The organism is Trinickia acidisoli (assembly GCF_017315725.1).
GTDB classification, from domain to species: Bacteria; Pseudomonadota; Gammaproteobacteria; order Burkholderiales; family Burkholderiaceae; genus Trinickia; species Trinickia acidisoli.
Window position 1 is genome coordinate 732,313 of the sequence record NZ_JAFLRG010000002.1, and the last position, 19,557, is coordinate 751,869.

General features: G+C 62.7%; 18 protein-coding genes and 1 pseudogene. 9 read left to right on the forward strand and 10 right to left on the reverse strand.

What is annotated here, in order from left to right; genetic code table 11:
* Positions 1-17 precede the first annotated feature (17 nt).
* Together bcsG and J3485_RS21815 are read left to right on the forward strand one after the other, a co-directional pair.
* Positions 18-1,568 carry a cellulose biosynthesis protein BcsG gene (gene bcsG / locus J3485_RS21810; protein WP_206956401.1) on the forward strand — a complete coding sequence of 517 codons (1,551 nt, stop codon included), beginning with the start codon at positions 18-20 and terminating at the stop codon, positions 1,566-1,568.
* Positions 1,550-1,816, forward strand: a complete 267-nt coding sequence (locus J3485_RS21815; RefSeq protein ID WP_206956402.1) for a hypothetical protein — start codon at positions 1,550-1,552, stop codon at positions 1,814-1,816. Before bcsG ends, J3485_RS21815 begins: the two co-directional genes overlap by 19 nt.
* An 18-nt stretch (positions 1,817-1,834) precedes the next feature.
* On the opposite strand, the gene J3485_RS29320 is transcribed toward J3485_RS21815, so the two are convergent.
* From J3485_RS29320 to J3485_RS21835, 5 genes and pseudogenes are all read right to left on the reverse strand, one after another.
* Complete coding sequence (locus tag J3485_RS29320) at positions 1,835-1,957, reverse strand: hypothetical protein (RefSeq protein ID WP_277991671.1); 123 nt, start codon at positions 1,955-1,957, stop codon at positions 1,835-1,837.
* A gap of 7 nt (positions 1,958-1,964) precedes the next feature.
* Positions 1,965-2,966, reverse strand: coding sequence for a cytochrome d ubiquinol oxidase subunit II (gene cydB, locus J3485_RS21820; RefSeq protein WP_206956403.1), 1,002 nt, complete (start codon positions 2,964-2,966; stop codon positions 1,965-1,967).
* A 50-nt stretch (positions 2,967-3,016) separates the two neighbouring features.
* On the reverse strand, positions 3,017-4,405 hold the full coding sequence (locus J3485_RS21825) for a cytochrome ubiquinol oxidase subunit I (protein ID WP_206956404.1): 1,389 nt from the start codon (positions 4,403-4,405) through the stop codon (positions 3,017-3,019).
* A gap of 388 nt (positions 4,406-4,793) precedes the next feature.
* Positions 4,794-4,982: a DUF3562 domain-containing protein gene (locus J3485_RS21830; protein ID WP_206956405.1), complete on the reverse strand. Its 189-nt coding sequence runs from the start codon at positions 4,980-4,982 to the stop codon at positions 4,794-4,796.
* 283 nt (positions 4,983-5,265) lie between these two features.
* Positions 5,266-5,952, reverse strand: a pseudogene (locus tag J3485_RS21835) (glutamine synthetase family protein); the annotation flags it as partial.
* A 218-nt stretch (positions 5,953-6,170) separates the two neighbouring features.
* Between J3485_RS21835 and J3485_RS21840 the strand changes: the two are divergent.
* Positions 6,171-6,581: a response regulator gene (locus J3485_RS21840; protein WP_242538882.1), complete on the forward strand. Its 411-nt coding sequence runs from the start codon at positions 6,171-6,173 to the stop codon at positions 6,579-6,581.
* A gap of 321 nt (positions 6,582-6,902) precedes the next feature.
* A complete protein-coding gene (locus J3485_RS21845) occupies positions 6,903-8,429 on the forward strand; it encodes a PAS domain-containing hybrid sensor histidine kinase/response regulator (protein ID WP_206956407.1) in 1,527 nt (508 codons plus the stop codon).
* A gap of 36 nt (positions 8,430-8,465) precedes the next feature.
* Here the strand turns inward: J3485_RS21845 and J3485_RS21850 are convergent, their stop codons facing one another.
* The gene (locus J3485_RS21850; protein ID WP_206956408.1) at positions 8,466-9,092 is read right to left on the reverse strand and encodes a glutathione S-transferase family protein; all 627 of its coding nucleotides are present in this window, start codon (positions 9,090-9,092) and stop codon (positions 8,466-8,468) included.
* 107 nt (positions 9,093-9,199) lie between these two features.
* Between J3485_RS21850 and J3485_RS21855 the strand changes: the two genes are divergently transcribed.
* Both J3485_RS21855 and J3485_RS21860 read left to right on the forward strand, forming a co-directional pair.
* Positions 9,200-10,852, forward strand: a complete 1,653-nt coding sequence (locus J3485_RS21855) for an ATP-binding domain-containing protein (protein ID WP_206956409.1) — start codon at positions 9,200-9,202, stop codon at positions 10,850-10,852.
* A gap of 582 nt (positions 10,853-11,434) precedes the next feature.
* Positions 11,435-11,740 (forward strand): YodC family protein, encoded by a 306-nt coding sequence (locus J3485_RS21860; RefSeq protein WP_206956410.1) that lies wholly within the window; start codon positions 11,435-11,437, stop codon positions 11,738-11,740.
* Between the two features lie 45 nt (positions 11,741-11,785).
* Here the strand turns inward: J3485_RS21860 and J3485_RS21865 are convergent, their stop codons facing one another.
* Positions 11,786-12,097 carry a superinfection immunity protein gene (locus J3485_RS21865; protein ID WP_206956411.1) on the reverse strand — a complete coding sequence of 104 codons (312 nt, stop codon included), beginning with the start codon at positions 12,095-12,097 and terminating at the stop codon, positions 11,786-11,788.
* Between the two features lie 127 nt (positions 12,098-12,224).
* On the opposite strand from J3485_RS21865, the gene J3485_RS21870 reads away from it, so the two are divergent.
* Together J3485_RS21870 and J3485_RS21875 are read left to right on the forward strand one after the other, a co-directional pair.
* Entirely contained in the window at positions 12,225-13,685 is a 1,461-nt protein-coding gene (locus J3485_RS21870) for a M20 family metallopeptidase (RefSeq protein ID WP_206956412.1), read from the forward strand.
* 93 nt (positions 13,686-13,778) lie between these two features.
* Positions 13,779-14,357 carry an NnrU family protein gene (locus tag J3485_RS21875; protein ID WP_206956413.1) on the forward strand — a complete coding sequence of 193 codons (579 nt, stop codon included), beginning with the start codon at positions 13,779-13,781 and terminating at the stop codon, positions 14,355-14,357.
* A gap of 39 nt (positions 14,358-14,396) precedes the next feature.
* On the opposite strand, the gene J3485_RS21880 is transcribed toward J3485_RS21875, so the two are convergent.
* Both J3485_RS21880 and J3485_RS21885 read right to left on the reverse strand, forming a co-directional pair.
* Positions 14,397-15,608: a winged helix-turn-helix domain-containing protein gene (locus tag J3485_RS21880; protein ID WP_206956414.1), complete on the reverse strand. Its 1,212-nt coding sequence runs from the start codon at positions 15,606-15,608 to the stop codon at positions 14,397-14,399.
* 136 nt (positions 15,609-15,744) lie between these two features.
* A complete protein-coding gene (locus J3485_RS21885) occupies positions 15,745-16,986 on the reverse strand; it encodes an MFS transporter (RefSeq protein WP_206956415.1) in 1,242 nt (413 codons plus the stop codon).
* A 127-nt stretch (positions 16,987-17,113) separates the two neighbouring features.
* On the opposite strand from J3485_RS21885, the gene J3485_RS21890 reads away from it, so the two are divergent.
* Positions 17,114-18,040 carry a LysR substrate-binding domain-containing protein gene (locus J3485_RS21890; protein WP_206956416.1) on the forward strand — a complete coding sequence of 309 codons (927 nt, stop codon included), beginning with the start codon at positions 17,114-17,116 and terminating at the stop codon, positions 18,038-18,040.
* A 78-nt stretch (positions 18,041-18,118) separates the two neighbouring features.
* On the opposite strand, the gene J3485_RS21895 is transcribed toward J3485_RS21890, so the two are convergent.
* A complete protein-coding gene (locus tag J3485_RS21895; protein WP_206958276.1) occupies positions 18,119-19,516 on the reverse strand; it encodes an MFS transporter in 1,398 nt (465 codons plus the stop codon).
* Positions 19,517-19,557: the final 41 nt, after the last annotated feature.

Sequence of the window (19,557 nt, forward strand, 5' to 3'; positions counted from 1 at the left end):
CGCGAGGGAATCATTTCATGACGTTTTGGAATCTTTATTTCATCCTGAAGCTCTACTTGTTCGCGACGGGACACCTCAATCCCGTATGGCTCGCGAACATCGCGTTCGTGACCGTGCTTGCGCTGACGAGCCCGGTTCGTCACCGCGGGCTGCGTTTCGTTCGGTTCGTCGTGGGGCTCGGCATTGGCCTGCCGCTGCTCTACTACGAGGCCATCGTGCCGCCGTTCTCGCGCATCGTCGAAGAAGCCTCGGCCCTCGAATCGTTCACGATGGGGTATTGGTTCGAGCTCGCGCAACGTTTCTTGCCGCCGATGCTCATCATTGGCGTGATCGTGGTGATCATCGGGCACTGGTTCGTCAACCGCTGGGTACGCGTGACGACGCTCGTCATTATCGCGCTCGTCGTATTGCCGGTGTGGCACACCGTGAGCCTTGCGATCACGTCGGCGCAAAACGGCGCGGGGAGCCCACACATGGCAGCCGTTGTCGAGCAGCCGCTCGATCACAACGCCGCGCTGGCCGCATTTCGTACCGCGGAGTCTCAACGTCAAGTCACGTTCGGCAAGCTCAGCAGCAATCCGAACGAACAATTCGACATCATCATCGTGCACATCTGTTCGCTGTCTTGGGACGATCTCGACGTCTCCAAGGCCCGCAACAACCCGATGTTGAGCCACTTCGATTATCTGCTGACGAACTTCAGCACGGCCGCGAGCTATAGCGGGCCGGCTGCCGTTCGTGTGCTGCGTGCGAGTTGCGGGCAAGAAGCCCATGCCGATCTTTACAAGCAGGCGCCGCAGCAGTGCTACTTGCTCAACGATTTGGCGCGCGCAGGTTTTACGCCGCAGATCTTGCTGAATCACGACGGGCACTTCGACAACTTCTTGGATCTGGTGAAGACCAACGCGGACGTACCCAACGTGCCGATCGAGTCCAATGCCGATGCGACCGTTTCGATGCATGCGTTCGACGGCTCGATCGTGCACGACGATTATTCGACCTGGGCGCATTGGTATGCTCAGCGCGCGCAAACGCCGGGCCCCGTCGCGCTCTACTACAACACGATCAGCTTGCACGACGGTAATCGCGTCATCGGCAAAGAGCAATTGTCGAGCATCGATTCCTACCCCTATCGCGTGAATACGCTGATGAACGAGGTCGATCAGCTTGCCGATCTCATTCAGAAATCGGGCCGGCGTGCCGTGATCGTGTTCGTGCCGGAGCACGGCGCCGCATTGCGCGGCGACGCGAATCAAATTGCGGGGCTGCGCGAGATCCCGACGCCGCGCATCGTTCACGGCCCGGTCGGCGTGCGGGTCGTGGGGTTCCTGGGCGCCCATGGTCCGACGACCGTGATCGATACGCCGACGAGCTTCCTCGCACTCGCGCAACTGTTGTCGAATTTGGTGTCGAACAGCCCCTTCAAACCTGGCGCGGTCCTTTCGCAGTACGCGGCCGGGTTGCCGCAGACGCAGATGGTCGGCGAAAACGAGGGTACGGTGACGATGAAGACGGCGACGGGCTATGCCGTGAAGACGCCGGACGGCGTATGGGTGGACCAGAAATGACGATCGACGAGACGAACGGCTGCGGCTGGCCCGTCAACGATATCGGCGGCCTCGCTCGCCACGTGCCTGAGGTCGATCCGCGCAAGTACTTCGACGAGCAGTCACGGCTTGCCTATGAGGAAGCGCTCGTCAAATGGCCGGTGCTTGCGCGATTGATGGGCCTCGTCGACGAGGGGGGCGATGCTCAGGCGCGCAGTGCGTCGTCCGGTTCGACAGCCGCGCCTGTCTCGTCCGAATCCACGCGCTAAGCGACGATCATCGCACCATCATTTCGCTACGGCGAACAGCGTAACGTTCATCAGAAGCTTGAACGCCTCGCCGAGCAGCATGGCGCTGCCCACCCCCGTGCACCAGAGCACGACGAACCACACCCAGCGGGGCAGCGACATGCGCTGCTCAATGGTATTGATGTTCGCCATGTCGCACCTTGCCGCGGAAAACCCAGTAGCCGAGCAGCGTATAAGCCAAGATGATCGGCAAGATCACGACCGCGCCCGTCAGCGTGAACGTGAGGCTACGCTCGGGCGCCGCCGCTTGCCAAAGCGTAACCGACGAAGGAATCGCATACGGCCATAGCGTTGCGAGCAGCCCCGCATAGCCGAGCACGACGAAAGCCATCGCCAGCATGAACGGGCGCGTGTGATGACGATCGTGCGCGGCGCGGCGCATCAGGTAGGCGCAGATCGCGACGAGGAACGGGGCGGGCAGCATGCGATGGAACCACGCGGCGCTGAACCAACGCGCGGCCACTTCGGGTTCTTGTATAGGCGTCCAAATGCTGACGGCGACGATGAATGCGATCAGCACGAGCGTGAGCGGCCATACGAGCCGATGAAGGCGGCGTTGCAGATCGCCCTCGGTTTTTGCGATGAGCCAACAGCAGCCGAGCAGCGCATAGGTCGCGACGAGTCCGAGCCCGGTCAGTAGTGTGAACGGTGTGAGCCACCCGAATGCGTCGCCGGAAAATTCGCCGTTCGCGACTGGAATGCCTTGGATAAAGGTGCCGAGCGATATGCCCTGGAAGAACGCCGCACCCGTTGAGCCGCCGATGAACGCGAGGTCCCACAAGTGCTTCGTACGCGAGGCTTTACCTCGGATCTCGAACGACATCCCGCGCAGAATCAAGCATACGAGCATGGCGACGAGCGGCAGATAGAGGGCGGAGAGCACTGTTGCATAGACGATCGGGAACGCGCCGAACAGCGCTGCGCCACCGAGCACGAGCCAGGTTTCGTTGCCGTCCCATACGGGGGCGACGGTGTTCATCATGAGATCGCGCTCGCGCTCGTTGGGGAAGAGCGGGAAGACGATTCCGATGCCGAGATCGAAGCCGTCGAGCACGACATACATCAAAAGACCGAGCGCGATGATCGCAGCCCAGACGATGGTGGCATCCATGGTAAGCCTCGAATAGCGAAGGGGGCGGGTGAGCGGGCGCGATGAGCGGATCAGGCTGGTATGGCCAGTGGCCGGCGGCCGCCGCGCGGCGCCTCGCGCGTGTCGTCGTTGTCCGTCGTGATGTTCGGGCCCGCGTGCATGAGCTTGAGCATGTAGTAGATGCCCGTGCCGAAGACGAGGAAGTACACGACGACGAACGCCATCAACGAAATGCCCACCTGTTGCGCGGTGAGCGGCGACATCGCTTGCGAAGTGCGCATGACGCCGTAGACGACCCAAGGCTGACGGCCGACTTCGGTCGTGATCCAGCCCGCAAGCAGCGTGACGAAGCCGCTCGGACCCATTAGGAGTGCGAAACGATGAAGCCAGGCGGTATCGTAGAGCCGGCCTCGCCGGTCGACGAGCCGCGCGGCAACGGCCAGCGCGATCATCAGCAAGCCGAGCCCGACCATCACGCGAAAGCTCCAAAAGACGACGGTCGAATTCGGACGTTCGTCACGCGGAAACGACTTCAATCCGCGAATCTGGCCGTCCCATGTATGCGTCAGCAGCAGGCTGCCCAGATGCGGCACAGAGAGGGCGTAGCGCGTCGTTTCGGTTTGCATGTCGGGCACGCCGAACAGGTTGAGTGCGGTGCCGTTCGTTTCGGTGTCCCACAGGCCTTCGATCGCTGCGATCTTGGCGGGCTGATAGCGCACCGTGTTGAGACCATGCTGATCGCCGACGAACGCTTGTAGCGGCGCGAGCGCGAGCAGCATCCAAAGGGCCATCGCGAACATCTTCCTGACAGCCGGATCGCGTCGCCCCTTCAGCAAATGCCACGCGCCCGTTGCGGCCACGACGAGCGCGCCCACGAGGAACGCCGCCAGCGTCATATGCACGAGGCGATACGGGAACGAGGGATTGAAGACGATTTGGAACCAATCGACGGGGACGACGTGACCGTCGGCGATCGTGAACCCTCGAGGCGTTTGCATCCAGCTATTCGAAGCGAGAATCCAAAACGCCGACATCAGCGTGCCGACGGCAACCGTGAGCGTGGCAGCGAAGTGCGCGCGCGGGCCTACCCGTTTCCAGCCGAAGAGCATGATGCCGAGAAAGCCGGCCTCGAGAAAGAAGGCCGTCATGACCTCGTAGGTCAGCAGCGCGCCGGTGATCGGCCCCGCGAACTTCGAAAAGCTCGCCCAATTCGTGCCGAACTCATACGCCATCACGACGCCCGACACGACGCCCATGCCGAATGCGACGGCGAAGATCTTCGACCAGAACAGGCATAGGTCCTTGTAATAGGCCTTGCCGGTTTTGAGCCACCGCCATTCGAGCACGGCGATGAAACTCGACAGCCCGATGCTGAGTGCGGGAAAAACGATATGAAACGAAACGGTAAAGGCGAACTGAATGCGTGCGAGATCGAAGGCACTGAACGAAGACGATTCCATAGCGTGATACCGATGACGAGCGACGCGCGCCGGCCCATTGTCGACGCGCACTGCATGAGCAGCCGGTCGCAAGCGTAGATCAGCGGGGAAAAAAATGCTGCACCGCGGGCGATGGGTCGCGACGACGAAAGGTGCGGCAATTTACCGTATCGACATGCAATAACGCGCTGACGCGTAAGCGAAAAATCGATGCGCCGCAGCACACGGGCGATATCGCGCGCGCGACGATCTGCGTCAATACACCGCGGTGGTGCGCATGGCTGGCTTGATGAATGTCGGCTGCGGTGAGGCGCCTCGCATGTTAGACGCCCGCCCGGCTGTTCAATGACGGCCGCGTACCGCTGCGGTACGCAGTCGCACGCCTAGATCAGAGGAATCAGTGCCGCCTTTATCGACGTTGGCTGCGCAGTTCTTCGCGCACGCGTTTCGTGACGAGCACGGCAAGGTAGTCGGTGATGCGAGCGCCGTCGCTGAACGCTTCCCAGGTCTGCGAAACCATCTTGGACACGGTTTCGGGCGATGCGCCGGTGTCGCTTGCGATGGATTGCACTAGATCGTCCACGTTCGATGGGGGCATGTCTGTCTCCGCGGGTGGCGCGAGGCGATGAGGCGCCTCGCGCGCGTCTCGCTATTTAAGCCGATCTTGGCCAGTATGCCAATTGAATTGCCCTATCGGCGCTGCGACGGTTCGTACCGGGTCGGCATCGGTTGCGGATGGAAGCACTGGCTCGGTGCACAATCGTTGATCGATCGGCCGTGCCTAGCGATTATCTTGGGAATATCTGCGTCGAGGCAGATTAAAGGATCGACGTTGCCTGCTTTGTCTGCTTTGTCTGTTTGGCATGCCTATAACAACGCCCTCAAACGTTGAGCAACAAATGCTTGCGTTCCCATGAACTGATGACGCGAAAGAACGCTTCATATTCGGTTTCCTTCAATACCAAATAAGCCTTCACGAATGGATGGCCGAACATATCGCCGAGCGGCTCGCAGGCACCCATCAGCGTGAGCGCTTCTTCGAGATTTCGAGGCAATTGATAAGGCAATACGTAGCCGTCGGAGGCCAGCGGTTCGGTAGGCGAAAGATTTTGCGTCATGCCCAGATAGCCGGCGGCAAGCGTGGCCGCGATCGCGAGGTAAGGGTTGCAGTCGACGCCGGGAATGCGATTCTCGATGCGTCTCATCGCGGCCGCCGAATGCGGAATCCGAAAGCCTACCGTGCGATTGTCGTAGCCCCACTGCACGTTGATCGGCGCGGCCATGAAGCGCGACAGGCGACGATACGAATTGATGTACGGCGCGAAAATCGGCATGAGCGCGGGCGTGTATTTTTGCAGGCCCGCGACGTACGAATGAAACAGCCGCGACGGCGATCCGTCAGCCTCGGTGAATAGATTGCGATTCGTCTCGGCGTCGGTCAGGCTCTGATGAATGTGCATGGCCGAACCGGGTTCGTGTTCCATCGGTTTGGCCATGAACGTCGCGTACATCTGATGACGAAGGGCCGTTTCGCGCACCGTGCGCTTGAATAGAAAGACGCGGACGGCGTCAATCTCCGCGCTTTTGCTGCGCTTTTGCTGCGCTTTTGCCGCCGGCATTGCAACGGTCATCGTCGTAACTTAACGGCGTGTTATTGTCCGCTCCGTTTCAGGCCTCGGTCTCTCGAACGATGCGCGCCGGTTCAGGCGAAATCTCGCTTGCAACTTCCGCGGCTGGGCGATGGTCAGAGGATCGGGCGTATGTATTGACGGCTACAACAAATCGTATGAACGGACTGATGAGACTCGAGCGGGTGACGGTCGTCGTAGTCGAAGACGATCCGTCCAGCAGGGAGTCGCTTGCCATGGTGCTCGAATCCGAAGGCGCGCGGGTCGTGGCTGCCGCCGATGCCGAGGAAGGGGTCGAGGCGGCGCTGAGAGTGGCGCCCGACGTCGTGCTCTGCGATCTCGACTTGCCGGCCATGGACGGCTTTTACTTGATTCAACGGCTGCGCGACGACGAAATCCGCAACGACCGCCAGCCCTCGGTGGCGGTTGCGATCACCGGGCACACCGATGAAGCCTACCGGCTGCGGAGCATCGGAGAAGGCTTTCATCATTTCATGAGAAAGCCTGCCGAGCCCGATCGGCTCGTCACGTTGCTGGCGGATGCCGTTGCGGCGCGCGCCGTCGGCTAGCGTAGGGGGCGGCCGCCGCGCGCGGCAGTTTTTGCAAAAGCCAATGTCAAAGTTGCTCTCGCAACGATAAACATGCGTGCCCCGAGCGGTTTGCATTCGCGTATGCGGCCGTGCGCCCTTTGCGCGGCGCATGTGCATCGGTGTGTCGTGCGCGGCGGCCGCGAGCATTGGCATGCCTCGCTAGGCATGCGTTGTGCTTATATGCATTCCTAGCGGCACAACCCTCTGTCGCATTTTTCCAAAAATCGAAACGCCGCCGTCATGCGTCCGGATAGCTTCGCCAGCGACAGCCCGCCCTTTTCGCCGCCGCCCGACCCAGTGGTGACGTCTGAAGAACGTCTTCGAATTCTTCTCGAATCCGTTCAGGATTACGCCATCTACTTGCTCGACGCCGACGGCTGCATCATCAGTTGGAACAGCGGTGCCGAGAAGATCAAGGGCTATACCGCGCAAGAGGTGCTCGGGCAGCACTTCTCGATGTTCTATCCGCCCGACGACATCGCGAAGGGGACCCCGGCCGAGGAGCTTGCCGCCGCCGCGCGAACGGGCCGCGTGGAGGACGAAGGTTGGCGCGTGCGCAAGGACGGCACGATGTTCTGGGCCAACGTCGTGATCACGGCCGTCTACACGCCGGGCGGCGATGGCCCCCGCTTGCGCGGCTTTGCGAAGGTCACCCGCGACATGACCGAGCGCAAGCGGTTGCGCGAGCTCGAAGCGGCGAGCCAGCACATGAACGAATTCCTGGCGACGCTCGCGCACGAATTGCGCAATCCGCTCGCGCCCGTCAGTAACGCGCTCAGCGTCATGATGCTCGAGCCGCTCGTCAGTCCAGCGCTGCGGCAATGCCGCGACATGATCGATCGCCAGATCTCCCATTTGACTCGCCTCGTCGACGATTTGCTCGACGCGGGCCGCATCACGACCGGGAAAGTGGCGCTGCGCCTCGAGCCCGTGGAATTGTCGGACATCGTCGTGCGTGCGATCGAGATGATCCGTCCGCACGTCGCATCGCGTCAGCAAACGGTGGAGATTGGTGCGCCGCCGGCAGGCATCGTCGTCAACGGCGACGCGACGCGCCTCGTGCAGGTCGTGCAAAGCCTGCTGAACAACGCATCGAAGTTTTCCGAGCATGGCGGGCGCATCGGCATCGAGATCGACCAAGTGGGCGCGTTTGCGCGTTTGCGCGTGTCCGACGAAGGCTGCGGCATCGATGCAACTGCGATCGAATCGATCTTCGATCTGTTCGTGCAGGCCGACAATCGGTTCGAGCGCAAGGAAAGCGGTCTAGGGATCGGGCTTACGCTGTGTCGCTGGCTCGTGGAAATGCACGGCGGATCGATCGAAGCTGAGAGCGCCGGCCTTGGGAGCGGCGCCACGTTTACCGTGAGGTTGCCGCTGTTTGCCGTTCAGGACGCCGCCAACGACGAAGGCATGCACGGCAAATCGGCGGGCACCGGGGATCTCGGCGCGCTGGCCGTGCTCGTGGTCGACGACAATCGCGACTCCGCGGACAGCATGGCGATGCTGCTGCGCATGAAGGGGCATCGTGTGCAGGTGGCCTACAGCGGCGCGCAGGCGCTCGATGTCGCCGGGCGTGCGGAACATATCGACGTCGCGCTCATCGATATCGCCATGCCGGGAGCCGATGGGTTTGCCGTCTTGCGCCAGTTGAAAGAGGTGAAAGCGTTCTGCGACGCCTGCTTTGCCGCGATGACGGGTTTTGGGCAGGAGAGCGACGTTGCCCGCTCGCTCGATCAGGGCTTCGATTTGCATCTGACCAAGCCCGTCCAATTGCCGCTGCTCGATACTTTGCTCGCCCGCGCAGGCGAGCGGCGCGCTCGCTCGTGACGTTGCCTTGCGCGCCGCGCTTCTATCAGGCTTCTATCAGGTCAGAGGCAAATCGATGTACTTCTTGAAGGCGACGCGTTGTGTCAGCCTTTGGTACCAGCGCTCCAGACTGGGCATGGGCGGGCGCTCGATGCCTTCGACGCCGAACCAGCGTTTCGCAAACGCGCCGAGCACGACGTCGGCGATCGTGAACCGGTCGCCTTCCACGTGAAAGCGGCCGCGCAAGTGGCCGTCGAGAATCTTCCAGCGAGCAATCAGCGTTTTCAGGTTCGCTGCGAGCGCTTCCATGTCGCGCTGCTCGGGCGGCGTACGCACGAGGGTCAGGAATACCGGACGCTCGGCCGGCGTCAGCGTCGACAGCGACCAGTCGAGCCACCGATCGATGCTGGCGCGCAACTGCGGGGCGCTGGGGTACAGCGAGCTCGACGCCCCGTATTGCATGACGAGGTAACGCAGGATCGAGTTCGACTCCCACAGCACGAACGTGCCGTCCACGAGCGTCGGCACTTGACCATTCGGATTGAGCTCCCGATAGTCGGGATCGTTGACCCGGCCGAACTGCAGGCCGGCATCGACGCGCTCGAACGGGACGCCCAACTCGTCGCAACACCAGAGAATCTTTTGCACGTTGACCGAGTTGGCCCGTCCCCAAATTTTCAGCATTTGAACTTTCCTCCGGAAGAATGCGACGCGGTCTCGATACGACCGGACGCCGCGCGGTTTGTACAATACGCCGAATTCAAAACGTCAAAACGAGGATCAACCCGGCCATGGCACGTCTTATTCCCGACGATTGGAAGAACTTGGCCGCGACCGGCGCCGCCGAGCGCGAGCGCGAAACGCTCACGCTGCTCGAGGCGGCGCTGCCCGACGACTACACCGTTTATCACGGCGTGCACTGGACGCGCCTGAATCGGGCTTTCTCCGTATTCGGCGAAGCGGACTTCATCGTCGTGAGTCCGGCCGGACGCGTCATGCTCGTCGAGCAAAAGGCCGGCTTCCTGCGTGAGACGCCGAAAGGCCTCGTCAAGGTTTACCTGCAGACCGAGCGCAACGTCTCGATTCAACTGGCGCAAACGGTCGAGCGCATGCATCGACGGTTCACCGCGGCGTTCGGCGCGGGCACGTACTGTATCGAAGCGCTGCTGTTTTGTCCCGATTACATCGTCAAAAATACCGTGATCGCCGGCGTGCCGCCGGAAGGCATCGTCGATGCGACGCGCAAAGATCGCCTTGCTTCGATCATTTTGGCGGCGCTGCCGGCCGACGAGCCGGCCTTGCCTTGCGCGGCGAAGATTCACCACTTCTTGTCCGACGAACTCGCTCTGACGCCCGATACGAGCGCGCTCGTCGGGCAAGCGGGCACGCTCGTCACGCGCCTGTCGGGCGGCTTGGCCACTTGGGCACGCCGGCTCGAGTTCACGCCGTTTCGGCTGCGGGTGGTCGGTACGGCTGGGTCGGGCAAGACCCAACTCGCCGTGCAAGTCATGAAGGATGCCGCAGCAAGCGGCAAGCGCGCGCTGTACGTTTGCTTCAATCGCCCGCTCGCCGACCACATCGCCCGCGTTGCACCGGAAGGGGCGAAGGTGGCCAACTATCACCAGCTCTGCGATTGGGTGGCGCGCGACGTCGGGGCGGTGCAGGATTTTCGTGCACCCGATGTTTTCGGTCGGCTCGAAGCGGCGTTCGCCGAAGCGCCGATCGGGGGGCGATGGACGTTTGACGTGCTGATCGTCGATGAGGGGCAGGATTTTCAGGAGACGTGGGTTGCGGCGCTGTCGCGTCTGGTCCGGCCCGAAGGCGCTTGGTGGTGGCTCGAGGACCCGCTGCAAAATCTCTATATGCGCGAGCCCGTCGCCTTGCCGGGATGGACCGTGCTGAACGAGACGACGAATTACCGCAGCCCGCGCGACATCCTCGAGTTCGTCCGCGAGCGGGTTGGTGCGGCGGTGCCTCGCGCGGCGGGACTCGTTGCGGGCAGTCCGTTCGACGGCTCGCAGATATCGATCGCCTCGTACGACGAAACGCGGGGCGAGGCGGTCGTGGATGCCACCAAGCGCGCCATCACGCAGGCGCTTTCGCTGGGTTTTCGCAAACAAGACATCGCCGTGCTGTCATTCCGAGGGCGCGAAGGATCGGCGTTGACGGGGCTCGAACACTTGGGGCCGCATCGGTTGCGCAGCTTCACGGGCAAGTACGATTTGTTCGGCAGCCCTGAATATCGCGACGGAGACGTCCTGCTCGAGTCGATTTATCGCTTCAAGGGGCAGTCTGCCCCTTGTGTGGTCCTGACCGAGGTCGATTTCGACGTGTTCGACGAACGCGCGGCGCGCAAGCTGTTCGTCGGCGCGACGCGGGCCACGATGAAGCTGATCGTCGTGGCAGCTCGCCGGGCTTGCGCGGCTCTGGAAGCACGCACCTGAATCCGGCCGAGTTCGATCTCACGGCCGTCGCGATCATCTTTTCTGGATGTTCGCGACAGTTTGGCGATAAATTGCAATAGACAGAAAACGTTTTCATGTTGCTGCATTAATGCAGCGATCGCTGTTTATATGAATGGGTTAATGCTGCAACGCGGAATTGATCTCGATCAATAAGACGATCGCCCTCTCTATATCTTTACTCGATTGCAGTGATGAAGTGACGCTACAATCTACCCAATGCCGGGGAGCCCCGCGCAGGCGGGGGTGGAGGGGTATTGGCAAGCTCTAAAAAGTACGATTGTTACAGTTAAAAGTTAATCTGGCACCAAAAGATTAAAGACGACTTTTACGTACTGGACCGGATGTACTTGGGGCTTTCATAGGGTGAATTCGAAATTCACGATTAACGTTTTCCCTAAAATCACTTGTAGAATAAAAATTCTATTGTTAGTCTTCATCTAACCTCACTGCTATATCGAGGGCAATGAGTGAGCGGTTTCCATAATTGGAGTTCCGTTCGCTGCCGCACAATTGGATTGCCGTTTCGTTTTGGACGGTTCGATGCTTTGCGACGGAGTACATATGTCGACGGCTACCCGTGACCTGGTTGAACAGTTTTGCGTAGGTGATGTCGTGACGCTGAAGGCGGGCGGCTCGCGAATGACGGTGACGGCCCTGTGTGGTGACACCGTGCTATGTCAATGGTTCGACGAGCATGGCGAACTGCGGCAGGAGATGTTCGCGCGCGAAGCGCTGGGGCGCGAACCGCGTTCGATCTCTCCGGGCCTCGCGCACGTCCGCCGTTACGCGGGTTACGCCGCGGCCGTGGCGGGTTCGGTTGCCGCCAGCGTGCCTTTCACCCAGGGCGTGCTCAAGCCGATCGCCTGATGCGATACGAGCGCTGCCATAGCCGACCGGCGCTCGCAACCGACGCTATCGCCGCACACCTTCCCGCTTGGCCGCGCGCCGGTCGACGCGCGCCATCAACGCCGATGAAAACGCGGCCATGCGCAGCAGCCGGCGCTTGGCCGTCACATCGCGCGCGATGCTCGCCGGAGGATTCGGTTGATAAGCCCAAAACAGCGCGAGCAGCCAGCCGACGACGGTCCAGCCGACGCACGCATTGAATAGCGCGAGCGTGAAGATGTCGTGGCGTTTGCGATGATCTGCGACGATGGCCGGCAAAAAGTAAATCGCCAGCGCAAACACCACCTCGACGATTTGTAGGGAGATTCGGCCCAACATGATGCGTGCCTCGAGGGTGGGGTGTGACTAATTGTCGCGCTTTCTACGATTTTTTGCTGAGCGCGGCTTGCCGTGTGTTGCCGCAATCGGACTATCATGTGCGCTTTGACTGCCACAGCCGATCGCCATGACCGCACTTGATGCGAAGCAGCAAAAGACCGCCGTCGATCAAACCGCATTGATTGAGTACGTCGAGCGTAAGTGGAATGAAGAGATCGTTCCCGCGCTGACCGATTACATCGCGATTCCCGCCAAGAGTCCCGCCTTCGATGCCGACTGGGAAAAGCATGGATACCTCGAACGCGTCGTTGCCGATGCGGCGAGTTGGGCACAGGCGCAGCGGGTGCACGGGCTCAAGCTCGAGATCGTGCGTTTGCCGGGGCGCACGCCCGTCATCTTCTTCGAGACGCCGGCTACGCGCTCGGGCAGCACCGATACCGTGGTGCTCTACGGTCACCTCGACAAGCAACCCGAGTTCGACGGATGGCGTAAGGACCTCGGCCCTTGGACGCCCAAATACGACGACGGCAAGCTGTATGGCCGCGGCGGCGCGGACGACGGCTACGCGATCTATGCGAGCCTGTGCGCGCTCGGTGCGCTCGACGCGCAGGGCGTCGAGCGGCCCCGCTGCGTCGGGATCATCGAGACCTGCGAGGAATCGGGCAGCTACGATTTGCTTCCCTATGTCGATGCGCTGCGCGAGCGGTTGGGTACCGTCGGGCTCGTCGTTTGCCTCGATTCGGGCGCCGGCAATTACGATCAGCTTTGGTTGACCACGTCGCTGCGCGGTCTCGTAGGCGGCTCGCTCGAAGTGCAGGTGCTCGACGAGGGCATTCATTCGGGCACCTATGGCGGCATCGTCCCGTCGAGCTTTCGCGTCATGCGCCAATTGTTCGAACGGCTCGAGGATGCCGCGACGGGCAATTTGCTGCCCGCCGAGTTTCACTGCGAGATTCCGCACAGCCGTCAGATCGAAGCGCGCGCGGCCGCGGCCATTCTCGGCGATGAGGTATGGAAGACTTCGCCGTGGGCGTGCGGGCAGGACGGCAAGCCCGTGTTGCCCGTGACGACCGATCCCTACGAAGCGTTGCTCAATGCGACCTGGCGGCCTTCGCTTTCGGTGACGGGCGCGCAAGGGCTGCCTGCGCTCGAGAGTGCGGGCAACGTGCTGCGTCCGCGCACGGCGTTCAAGTTGTCGCTGCGCTTGCCGGCGCTCGTCGACGCGGCGCGTGCGGTGGCGGATCTCAAGGCGTTGCTCGAAGTCGATCCGCCCTATAACGCCAAGGTGACGTTCAAGCCGGAAGCCGCCGCCTACGGCTGGAATGCGCCCGAGCTCGCGCCTTGGCTCGCTCGGGCGGTCAACGATGCATCGCGCGCCCAGTTCGGAGCCGATTGCGCATCTATTGGGCAAGGCGGCACGATTCCGTTGATGAACGTGTTGCAGGAAGGGTTTCCGAAATCGCAGTTCGTTGTCTGCGGCGTGCTCGGGCCGAAATCGAACGCCCATGGTCCCAACGAATTCCTGCACGTCCCATTTGCCAAGAAGTTGACGGCGGCGATGGCACAGGTGATCGCGACTGCACCTTGACTCTCAGCGGTATCTCGAAGGCGGGCGCGATGCGGCGCCCGTGAATCCGCTTGCGGCACGGAACGACAGCAGACAATAACAAAGGAGTTCGACGTGACGATATTGATTCTAGGGTTGCTGATTTTCGTGGGTGTGCATTCGACCCGGCTCGTGGCGCCGTCATGGCGCGACGCACAGGTCGCGCGGCTCGGCGAGCACGGCTGGAAGGGTCTCTATTCGGTCGCATCGCTCGTCGGCTTCGTCTTGATCGTGTGGGGTTACGGCATGGCGCGACGCACACCGGCCGTCCTGTGGGCGCCGCCCTTGGGCATTCGACATCTGACCGCGCTGCTCGTCGCCGTCGCCTTCATCTTGATCACCGCCGCTTATGTTCCCGGCAATCGGATCAAGCGCACGATCGGCCATCCCATGATGGCGGGTGTGGCCATTTGGGCGCTCGGCCATCTATTGGCGAACGGGACGCTCAATGCAATCGTGCTGTTTGGGGTGTTCCTCGTATGGGGTGCCGTTGGTGCGCTCGTGTCGCGCGGTCGCGATCGAGCCGCCGGCGTAAGGTACCCCGACGGCACCCTTGCGGGCGATGCGAAGGTTGTCGTCATCGGCCTCGTTGCTTGGGCGATTTTCGCCTTCGTGCTGCATCGCTGGTTGATCGGGGTGAGTCCGTTCGCCTGAATGGGCGACGATGCGCGCTCGATTTCGAGCCGTGTGCGGTTACGGTGTCGCGAGGAGCGCTTGTGCAATGTCGCGCGGCGCCGATCCGATCGCCAGTTGCGGTGTGCCGTGCCACTGCGCACAGCGCGTGAGCGCGCGGCGCAGATCGTCGAGCAGCGATGCACTCACACGAACGCTCGGCTCGAGATGGATCGATTTCAACTCGAACACGCCTTGCGCGCGATGCGCTTTCGCGTCGACGCGCCCAATCAACCGCCCACGGTGAAGGATCGGCAGACAAAAGTAGCCGTACTTGCGCTTGGCGGCAGGCGTATAGCACTCGATCGTGTAATCGAAGTCGAACAGTACGGCCGCGCGCTTGCGATCCCATACCACCGGATCGAATGGGGAGAGCAGCGTCGTGACTGTCGAGCGCACGCGGCCTTGCGCGATTTCTTCGAGTAACGGCGCCCACTTAACCGGGACGAACGCGTCTTCCTTCCATCCCTCGACGCGAACCGCAACGGCTTCGCCGCGATCGGCCAGCGCGTGAAGCTCAGCCGTATATTTGCGGCGCTCGATTCGATAGTAGTCGGCGATCCAATCGGCACGTGCCACTCCGAGGGCGAGGCAGGTGCGCGCGACGAGCGTAGAGCGCACGGTGTCCGCCGGCGGCAGGTCGCGCCCGTCGTTCCAGTTCGGCAGCACACGTTCGGCCACGTCATAAACACGATGAAAATTGCGTCTTTCCGCCACCATCAAATGTCCGAGCGTGAACAGCACCTCGAGGTGGCGCTTTTCGGGTTTCCAGTCCCACCAGCCATTGCCACGCCCCGCTTCGCGCTCGAAATCCGCTGCGCGCACCGGGCCGTTCTTGCGGACATGGGCAAGCAGGAGATCGATGTCCTGCTTATGACGTTCGTGCCACTGCGCCGCGTATTTCCAACCCATCTTGCTCGGATCGAGCATGCGATGGCGCATCAGGCCGTAGTCTTCGATCGGGACGAAACATGCTTCATGCGACCAATATTCGAATAGACGTCCCTCCGCCAAGTATTCGTCGAGCCATTGCGGCGCATAGGGGCCGATTCGGCTGAATACGACCAGGTAAGGGCTGCGGGCGACTACATGGATCGTATCGATTTGCAATTGCGCCATGCGGCGGATCGCGGCGAGCACGTCTTCTTTGACCGCTTTGCGGCGTGGCGGAGACAGCAGACCTTGAGCGGCAAGATGAAGCGTGCGGGCGGCGGCAAGCGGGAGCGTCGTCATCGGTGGCGTTCGGTTATGCGTCGTTCTCGTGACTGGATGCGGCAGCCTACACCGACTCCGTCTAGCGCGGTTGTCGGCGTTGAAAACGACGACGGCCGCCTCATGCAAGCGGCGGCCGTGCGGCAAACCTGAGCGCTCAGCGTTGCGCGGGCCGTGGGAACAGCGGGTACACGAGCAGCGCGACGAATCCCGCGACGAACCAAACGACGGTCCACGAGCTTGCTGCGAGCAGGTGCGGCAGCAGGAGCGGCACGAGGAACAGACCGATGTAGACGGCCGTGTTGGCCATGCCGAGCGCCGTACCGGCACGAGCGGGGCCCGCGAGCGTCGCGAGTTCGGCGTACGCCACGCCGTGCCAAGCGGAGACGCATACGCCGGCGAGCACGATCAATCCGACGATCGGCGCGATGGGCACGGCGTGTCCGAGTCCGACGGCACTGGCCAGCACGGCGAACGAGGCCGCGGCGACGAGCGTGGAGCCGCGCATATAGCCGCGCCGGTTGCCGCGCCGGTCGGTAAGGCGTCCGCTCCAGACGCGCATGACCATCGCACCGATTTGCACGGCAGCCATCGCCACGCTGATGCCGGCTGTGCCCCGGCGTCCGTAGTCATGCAAAAAGATGGTCGCGAAAGTCAGGACGGCGAACTGCGGCATGCAAAGTACGCCGATGCCGAGCGCGACACGCCAAATCTGGCCGTCGGCAAGCGGGCTGCGTTGCGCGGTGGCGCCGGCCTTTGCCGTCGTCACGGGATGCGGCGGTTCGTGCAGCCAGCGGATCGCGAAGGCGGCCGGCACGGCGCACAGCAGCGCGAGCGCGCTATAGACGGCGGCGAAGCCGTGCGTCGACGCGAGCCACGGCAGCAGCGACGCGCCGATCCCGCCGCCGAGCGGCACGGCGGTTTGCCGAATACTCATGGCGATGCCGCGCTCGCCCTCCTTGAACCAACTCATGATGGCGCGGCCGCTGGAACCGTTGACGCTGCCGCCGAGCAAGCCGACCAAGGCCATGGCGGCGGCAAGCAGCGGCAGGGGCGGGATCGATGCGGTGGACGGCACGACGAACAGCGCCATCGTCAACAGCGCGAGCGCCGTCCCGAGCAAACCGGCGATGAGGACCGGGCGATCGCCGAGCCGGTCGGTTGCGAGGCCCCACGGCAATTCCGACAGTGCAATGCCGAGACCGGTCGCGCCGAGGGCAAGGCCGAGCTCCGCATTGCCCAGATGGTAGCCTGTGCGCATCCAGACAGCCGTGGTCGGGATTCCGGCCGCGGCGGCCGAAAAGCCGGCATTGGCGGCGACACCGACGCCGAGCACCTTCCAACGGTGCGATGCGCCGAACACCTTGCCCGGCGCCTTGACGAGATATTGAGTGTCCATGTGTTGCTCCGTTCCAGGTTGCGAGGTTTCGAGATTTGACGAACGCAGTCTCGCACTCTATTATCGTCCTGAAAATCGGATAATTTAGAACTGATAGTTCTGAAAAACAGGATGATTGAGGTGAGCGATGAATCAAACGAATTTCGATGTGGCGGCGCTGCGCAGTTTCGTCACCGGGATGGATCTCGGTAGCTTCGCCAAGGCCGCCGATCGGGTCGGCCGTTCGACGTCTGCCGTCAGTGCGCAAATTAGAAAGCTGGAAGAGCAGGTGGGCGCGCCGCTGTTTCGCAAGGCGGGCCGCGGTCTCGGGCTGACCGATGCGGGCGAGATCATGCTTCGTTACGCACGCCGTCTCGTCGAGATCAACGACGAGGCGGTCGTCGCGGCGCGCGGCACGAACCTCGAAGGCTGGGTGCGCCTCGGATTGCAGGAGGATTTCGGAGAGTCGCTGCTGCCGGGTGTCTTAGGCCGATTCGCCCGCGCGCACCCGAAGGTGCGTATCGAGGCGCGTGTCGCCCGCAACGCGGATCTGATGGAACGGCTCGATGCGGGTGAACTCGACCTCGCACTCGTGTGGGACGATCTCAATCTGTCGATGCAAGCTCGGCGCGCGTCTGGTGCGAATGTCGAGGTTGCCAAGCCGGCCCTGCATTGGATTGGGTCGGAGGCACTGGAATGGACGCCCGATTCGGGCGAGCCGCTGCCGCTCGTCTTATTCGACGGCGCCTGCATGCTTTGTTCGCTGGCGACCGACGCGCTCGATCGCGCGGGCGTTGCCTGGCGTGTGGCGCTGACGAGCCCGAGCCTGGCCGGCTTATGGGCCGCCGCCGCCGCCGGGCTCGGGATGACCGTGCGCACGCCGTACGGCCTGCCGTCGACCGTGCATACGCTCGACCCGAACGCGTTCGGCTTGCCTAAGCTGCCCTCGCTCGGACTGTCGCTGGTGCGCGCGTCGAGCGCCGCGACGCCGCCTGTGGAGCAACTGGCGACGATCGTCGTCGAAGCGGTGCGCGGCTACGCGAGTGCCGGCGGCGTCGGCAGCATCGCAGCCTGAGCGCGGCTGGGCTGGGCCGCTGCGGCATTCAGTTCCGTTCAGCCGTGTTCAGCCGTGTTCGGTCGCATCCGGCCGGCTCTAGCCGCGCGTGCCGCGGGCGATCTCGTCCCCGGCATTGGGGGCGAGCCGGCGCGTGATCGGGATGGACCCGAGCGAAAACGCGCCGACGACGAGAAACGATGGCCAGAAATCCGACCACATCGCGTGCGTATGGCCGTGCAGCCCGCGCGAGATCTGCAATACGATCCCGCCCACGGTCACGCCGAGCCCGAGCGACATTTGCTGGACGACACTGCCGAGGCTCGTTGCGCGGCCGACGTCCTGGCTCGCGATTTCGGCATAGATCATCGAGTTCAGGCTTGTGAACTGCAGGGCCGGAAAGAATCCGCCGAGCAGCACGACGAGCCAGATCACCCAAATCGGCGTGCCGGGAAAGAACGCGCCGTAGGCCGCGATCGCGATGCCCGAGAAGATCGCGTTGTAGATGAGCACCGTGCGAAAGCCGTACTTGCGCAGGACCGATGACGTCAGCGAGCGCATGAACATGCTGCCGAACGCCGACGCGCAAGTGATCGCGCCCGATTGAAACGCCGACATGCCGAGGCCGTTCTGCAAGGCAAGCGGCAGTAGGAACGGTACGGCGCCGAGCCCGATGCGGAACATCGAGCCGCCGAGCACGCTCGCGCGAAACGTCGGTACGCGCAGCAGCCGCAGGTCGAGCACCGGCCGCTGCGCGCGCTGTGCGTAAAGGACGTAGAGCACGACGAGCAGCGCGCCCGTGACGCACATTTCGTAAGCGGTGCGATCGGAGACGAGATCGCTGCCGATCAGCGAAAGACCGAGCAGCAAGAGCGACGCCCCGCTGGCCGAGAGCATGAAGCCGAACCAGTCGAGCGGACCGGGATGCGGCTCGTGCGTGTTGACGATATGGCGGTTCGTGAGATAGATGCCGAGTATGCCGACGGGCACGTTGACGAAAAAGATGAGCCGCCAGTGCAGGTACGTCGTGATGAAGCCGCCGAGCAGCGGCGCCGCGGCCGGCGCGAACATGGCGGGCAGACTCAGATAGTTCATGGCTCGCACGAACTCGGTTTTCGGCACCGCGCGAAAGATGATGATGCGGCCAACCGGCACCATCATCGCGCCGCCGATGCCTTGCAGAAAGCGGGCGAGCGTGAAAACGTGCAGCGTGTGCGCGAAGCCGCACATGATCGAGCCGGCAACGAAGATGCCGATCGCCGTGCGAAAAACGGTGCGCGCGCCGAAGCGGTCGGCTAGCCAGCCACAGATCGGAATGAATACGCCGAGCCCGACGACATAGCTCGTGATCGCCACTTTCAGCGCGATCGGATCGGTGCCGAAATCGCGAGCCATCGACGGCAACGCAGTGACGACGATGTTGCCGTCGACACTTTCCATGAACATGGCGCAGGCCACGATCAGCGGGGCAATGAAGGCTTTGATGGCGAGCGGCATGGACAAGCGGCGCTGCAACGACGTGTCGTGGGCAATGACGC

Bases quoted from the DNA above. Each gene is read 5' to 3' on its own strand.
- J3485_RS21890 (WP_206956416.1), top strand. From the start codon at position 17,114: ATGAATCAAACGAATTTCGATGTGGCGGCGCTGCGCAGTTTCGTCACC.
- J3485_RS21825 (WP_206956404.1), bottom strand. From the start codon at position 4,405: ATGGAATCGTCTTCGTTCAGTGCCTTCGATCTCGCACGCATTCAGTTC.
- J3485_RS21830 (WP_206956405.1), bottom strand. From the start codon at position 4,982: ATGCCCCCATCGAACGTGGACGATCTAGTGCAATCCATCGCAAGCGAC.
- J3485_RS21840 (WP_242538882.1), top strand. From the start codon at position 6,171: ATGAACGGACTGATGAGACTCGAGCGGGTGACGGTCGTCGTAGTCGAA.
- J3485_RS21895 (WP_206958276.1), bottom strand. From the start codon at position 19,516: ATGCCGCTCGCCATCAAAGCCTTCATTGCCCCGCTGATCGTGGCCTGC.
- cydB (WP_206956403.1), bottom strand. From the start codon at position 2,966: ATGGATGCCACCATCGTCTGGGCTGCGATCATCGCGCTCGGTCTTTTG.
- J3485_RS21815 (WP_206956402.1), top strand. From the start codon at position 1,550: ATGGGTGGACCAGAAATGACGATCGACGAGACGAACGGCTGCGGCTGG.
- bcsG (WP_206956401.1), top strand. From the start codon at position 18: ATGACGTTTTGGAATCTTTATTTCATCCTGAAGCTCTACTTGTTCGCG.
- J3485_RS29320 (WP_277991671.1), bottom strand. From the start codon at position 1,957: ATGTCGCTGCCCCGCTGGGTGTGGTTCGTCGTGCTCTGGTGCACGGGG.
- J3485_RS21880 (WP_206956414.1), bottom strand. From the start codon at position 15,608: ATGACGACGCTCCCGCTTGCCGCCGCCCGCACGCTTCATCTTGCCGCT.
- J3485_RS21870 (WP_206956412.1), top strand. From the start codon at position 12,225: ATGACCGCACTTGATGCGAAGCAGCAAAAGACCGCCGTCGATCAAACC.
- J3485_RS21855 (WP_206956409.1), top strand. From the start codon at position 9,200: ATGGCACGTCTTATTCCCGACGATTGGAAGAACTTGGCCGCGACCGGC.
- J3485_RS21865 (WP_206956411.1), bottom strand. From the start codon at position 12,097: ATGTTGGGCCGAATCTCCCTACAAATCGTCGAGGTGGTGTTTGCGCTG.
- J3485_RS21885 (WP_206956415.1), bottom strand. From the start codon at position 16,986: ATGGACACTCAATATCTCGTCAAGGCGCCGGGCAAGGTGTTCGGCGCA.
- J3485_RS21860 (WP_206956410.1), top strand. From the start codon at position 11,435: ATGTCGACGGCTACCCGTGACCTGGTTGAACAGTTTTGCGTAGGTGAT.
- J3485_RS21850 (WP_206956408.1), bottom strand. From the start codon at position 9,092: ATGCTGAAAATTTGGGGACGGGCCAACTCGGTCAACGTGCAAAAGATT.